Here is a 3,406-nt window from a genome sequence, read left to right as displayed (position 1 = left end):
CACCGTTCTCACGACAGTCCCTGTCGCTGATGACCTGTGCTGCGGGCGTGTCGAGTGGGTCGTCCAGGGGCGACGCGGGAGCGTCGACGCGACGTGCTGAGAGGTGGTTCCAGTCGAGCACTAGCACACCGGCTACAGGCATGGCGATAGGTCAGGAACGGCGTCGCTCCCTGCGCAGGAGGGAGCGCAGAGTCTCGGCGTTCGCGTAGCCGACCCGTAGCGCGATCTCGGCGGAGGTGAGGTCCGTGGTTGCTGAGAGGTGCCGAGCTCGTTCGATGCGAAGCCGTTGGACGAAGCCGAGCGGAGTGAGGTTGAGCGCCGCACGGACTCGTCGTTCGAGGGTGCGCCGGCTGGTGCCGAGCGACTGCGCGACGAAGGCGACGTTGAACGGTTCGTCCAGGCGGGCGCGCACGAAGCGTTCGAACTCGACGACGATCGGGTCCTCGTGCCGGAGATGTTCGTAGGCGACGAAGGCCGCCTGCGACGGGCGCTCGTCGATGATGAGGAGCTTGGCGACATGTTGGGCCAGGTCGGGGCTGATCGATCGCACGAGTGAGAGCGCGAGGTCGATGTGGGCGAAGGCGGCGCCGGCGGTGACGAGGTTCCCGTCGGCCACGACCATGGTGTCGAGATCGAGGGCGACGGTCGGATAGCGCTTCAGGAACTCCGGCCCCAGGAACCAGCTGGTCGTCGCCCGCCGATGATGCATCCGTCCGGTCTCGGCGACGGCGAACACGCCGGTGCACGCCGCGGCGATCCGGGTGGTCGCCTCGTCGAGGCGCCCGAGCGAGGCGATGACCGAACGAGCATCTCGGCTCTGGAGGGCGTCGTTGGTAGCGGCGGCCGTGAGGGTTCCAAGCGCAGGGACGACGACCACGTCGAACTCTCCGGACTCCGACAGCGGGTGGTCCACCGACAGGGTCATCGATGCCGTCGTGGTCACTCGCCGTTTCGGTCCGAGGATGGCGAGTTCGATCGGGTCGATCCGCGGGTCGACATCGCCGCGGGCTCCGTCGGCCACCCGCACGATGTCGATGATCGACGCGATAGCCGAACCGAAGCAGCCGTCGATCGCGATCAGTCCGATACGCATGACGTAAACAATAGCAATACTGCCGTATACGCCACTCCCCACCGGCCCTCGCTCGTCATACGCTGAACTCGCTTCACCAAAAAACCTCGACACCTAGGAGAGTCCCTCATGTCCACACCCGCATCACTTCCGTATGCCTTCGTCGCCAAGATCGTCGCGGCCGATGGACAGCACGACGCGGTCGCCGATCTGCTCGCCGGCGCTGTCTCACTCGCCAACGAAGAAGTAGGAACGATTGTCTGGTTCGCGGTCAGGACCCACGCCGACACCTTCTGGATCTTCGATGCATTCCCCGACGAGGCCGCTCGCGACGCCCACGCCAACGGCGCCATCGTCGCAGCCCTGATGGCCAACCAGCACCTCCTCGGCGCAGCACCCGAGATCCTGGCGGCCGACGTCCTCGCGTCCAAGCTCCCGTAGTCCGCCAACGCACGAGACGATCGCGCCCCGCCGAGCCGTCGCCAGGTCGCGACGCAACGCCACGCTGCGTTGCCGAGCGGTACGAGGCCTATCGGCACACGGACAGGATGCCGGCCGCGAGCGCTCAGCCGGCGAGGGGTCCGTCGCAGAGGAGAGCGACGTCGGTGTCGGGCAGAGCCGTGAGGCCAGCGCATCGCGCGACCACCAGAACCGAACAGCCCCTGACCTGCGTTTCCGCAGGTCAGGGGCTGTTCGCCGGAGCCGCCTGTCGGAATCGAACCGACGACCTAATCACGTCGGCTTTGCGTCTATCGCTTGATGCGCCCACTGGGCGAACGAGCCGCTGACCTGCGCAAACGCCGAGCGTGGGGGACGCCGCCATCCGGTGGTGACCGACGACGACCGACCAGTACCGACCGTTTCACCGGAGCTTGCGGCGGCGACGAAGCCGAGCAAGCTCCATTCCTTTAGCTCACCGCGCCCTCCTGCTCGCCGGTCCCGTCGTCGTCGAAGACGTTTCAGGGGTCCTTCTCAGATGACGGTATAGGTCGGCCGGGCGCACTCATCGACCCCATCAATGCCACTTCCGAGTCCTTTCCCTACGAGATCGATGAATTCACGCAAGCGGGAATGAACCCCCACGACAGCGATGTCCTGGCTGTCCCTCGGGTTGCCGAAGCGCCGATCGCGTTCGAATGCGTCAAGCACACGATCGTGGAGATGGGAAACTGCTAGCGACAACGACGTTGACGACGCGTCCGAAGATCTCGAGCGCCGGGATCTCGCTCCGTACAGCTTCTTCACCGTTGCCTCCACCAAGCGTCGACACCCAGGCGATGGGGCGCGGCACCACCGAGGCAGCCAGGACGTGATAGAAGTCCGCAGCACGCATCACGGCCGGATCGAAGCGAGTATATGAGTCGGCGGTCGGGTCGATCGAGCGCCGTACTGGCCGACGACGGACGAGCATGATTCGACGACCACACCGGTAGCGGTGCAGTTCCGTTATGCCGGGCGAAGGAGTCCTTGGAACGGAACCGGTCGATACCGGCGGTCTCACCGATGATCTTCGCTGCGGTCAACGCGGCGCAACCGGGGATCGCCAATAACGACGGCGCCAGCATCGTCGTTCGGGAAGTGATCTCCGCGGCGAGCTCATCGATCTCGACGGTGAGACGACACAGGTGTTCAACAAGACGCAGAGCCAAGTCCGCGACCAACCCGGAGAACGTCGCAACGTGCGCCCCTATCTTGTCGAAAGCGCTGGTCCGATCCAGTTTCGGGGACTGTCGGAATAAGGGTTGATCTGGTTTTGGCCGACACGCCGAGCTTGCTTGGCAAGAAAGCACGATCATGACCGAAACACTCGATCCTATGGATCAGCCGAAGATCGATCCCCACCAGCTGGCACAGCAACTGCTCGCCCAATCCAAGGCCGACGGCGTCGAGCTGGTCGGCCCGAACGGACTACTCAACCAACTCACCGCCACGGTGCTCGAAACCGCCCTCGAAGCGGAAATGGATGAGCACCTCGGCTACGAGAAACACCAGGTCGAAGGGAGAAACAGCGGCAACTCGCGCAACGGCCGGCGCAGCAAGACCGTGCTGACCGAGATCGGTCCGGTGCAGATCCAGGTCCCGCGAGACACCGATGCCTCGTTCGATCCGCAGATCGTCAAGAAACGCCAGCGGCGTTTGACCGGGGTCGACGAGATCATCTTGTCGCTGTCGGCGAAAGGGTTGACCACCGGTGAGATCGTCGCGCATTTCGACGACGTCTACGGCGCGACGGTGTCGAAGGAGACGATCAGCAAGATCACCGACAAAGTTCTTGCCGAAATGACGGAGTGGTCCGTCCGGCCGCTCGACCCGGTGGCAGGTCCCCGATAACCG

At 64.7% G+C, this 3,406-nt stretch carries 2 protein-coding genes and 2 pseudogenes; 2 read left to right on the top strand and 2 right to left on the bottom strand.

What is annotated here, in order from left to right; genetic code table 11:
• Positions 1-151: 151 nt before the first annotated feature.
• Positions 152-1,093 carry a GlxA family transcriptional regulator gene (locus B3T59_RS22415; RefSeq protein WP_039994216.1) on the bottom strand — a complete coding sequence of 314 codons (942 nt, stop codon included), beginning with the start codon at positions 1,091-1,093 and terminating at the stop codon, positions 152-154.
• Between the two features lie 108 nt (positions 1,094-1,201).
• Between B3T59_RS22415 and B3T59_RS22410 the strand changes: the two genes are divergently transcribed.
• Positions 1,202-1,513: a putative quinol monooxygenase gene (locus tag B3T59_RS22410; protein ID WP_005180837.1), complete on the top strand. Its 312-nt coding sequence runs from the start codon at positions 1,202-1,204 to the stop codon at positions 1,511-1,513.
• A 971-nt stretch (positions 1,514-2,484) separates the two neighbouring features.
• Here B3T59_RS22410 and B3T59_RS24640 read toward each other — a convergent pair.
• A pseudogene (locus tag B3T59_RS24640) lies at positions 2,485-2,637 on the bottom strand (transposase); the annotation flags it as partial.
• A gap of 229 nt (positions 2,638-2,866) precedes the next feature.
• On the opposite strand from B3T59_RS24640, the pseudogene B3T59_RS22400 reads away from it, so the two are divergent.
• Positions 2,867-3,388: pseudogene (locus tag B3T59_RS22400) on the top strand (transposase); the annotation flags it as partial.
• Positions 3,389-3,406: the final 18 nt, after the last annotated feature.

The sequence above is a fragment of the Gordonia sp. UBA7860 genome (assembly GCF_002500165.1).
Classification (GTDB): Bacteria; Actinomycetota; Actinomycetes; order Mycobacteriales; family Mycobacteriaceae; genus Gordonia; species Gordonia sputi.
The sequence above is the reverse complement of the archived record's forward strand: the minus strand, read 5'-3'. Positions and strand labels throughout refer to the sequence as shown.

Coding starts and splice junctions, on each gene's coding strand:
- B3T59_RS22415 (WP_039994216.1), bottom strand. CDS start 1,093: ATGCGTATCGGACTGATCGCGATCGACGGCTGCTTCGGTTCGGCTATC.
- B3T59_RS22410 (WP_005180837.1), top strand. CDS start 1,202: ATGTCCACACCCGCATCACTTCCGTATGCCTTCGTCGCCAAGATCGTC.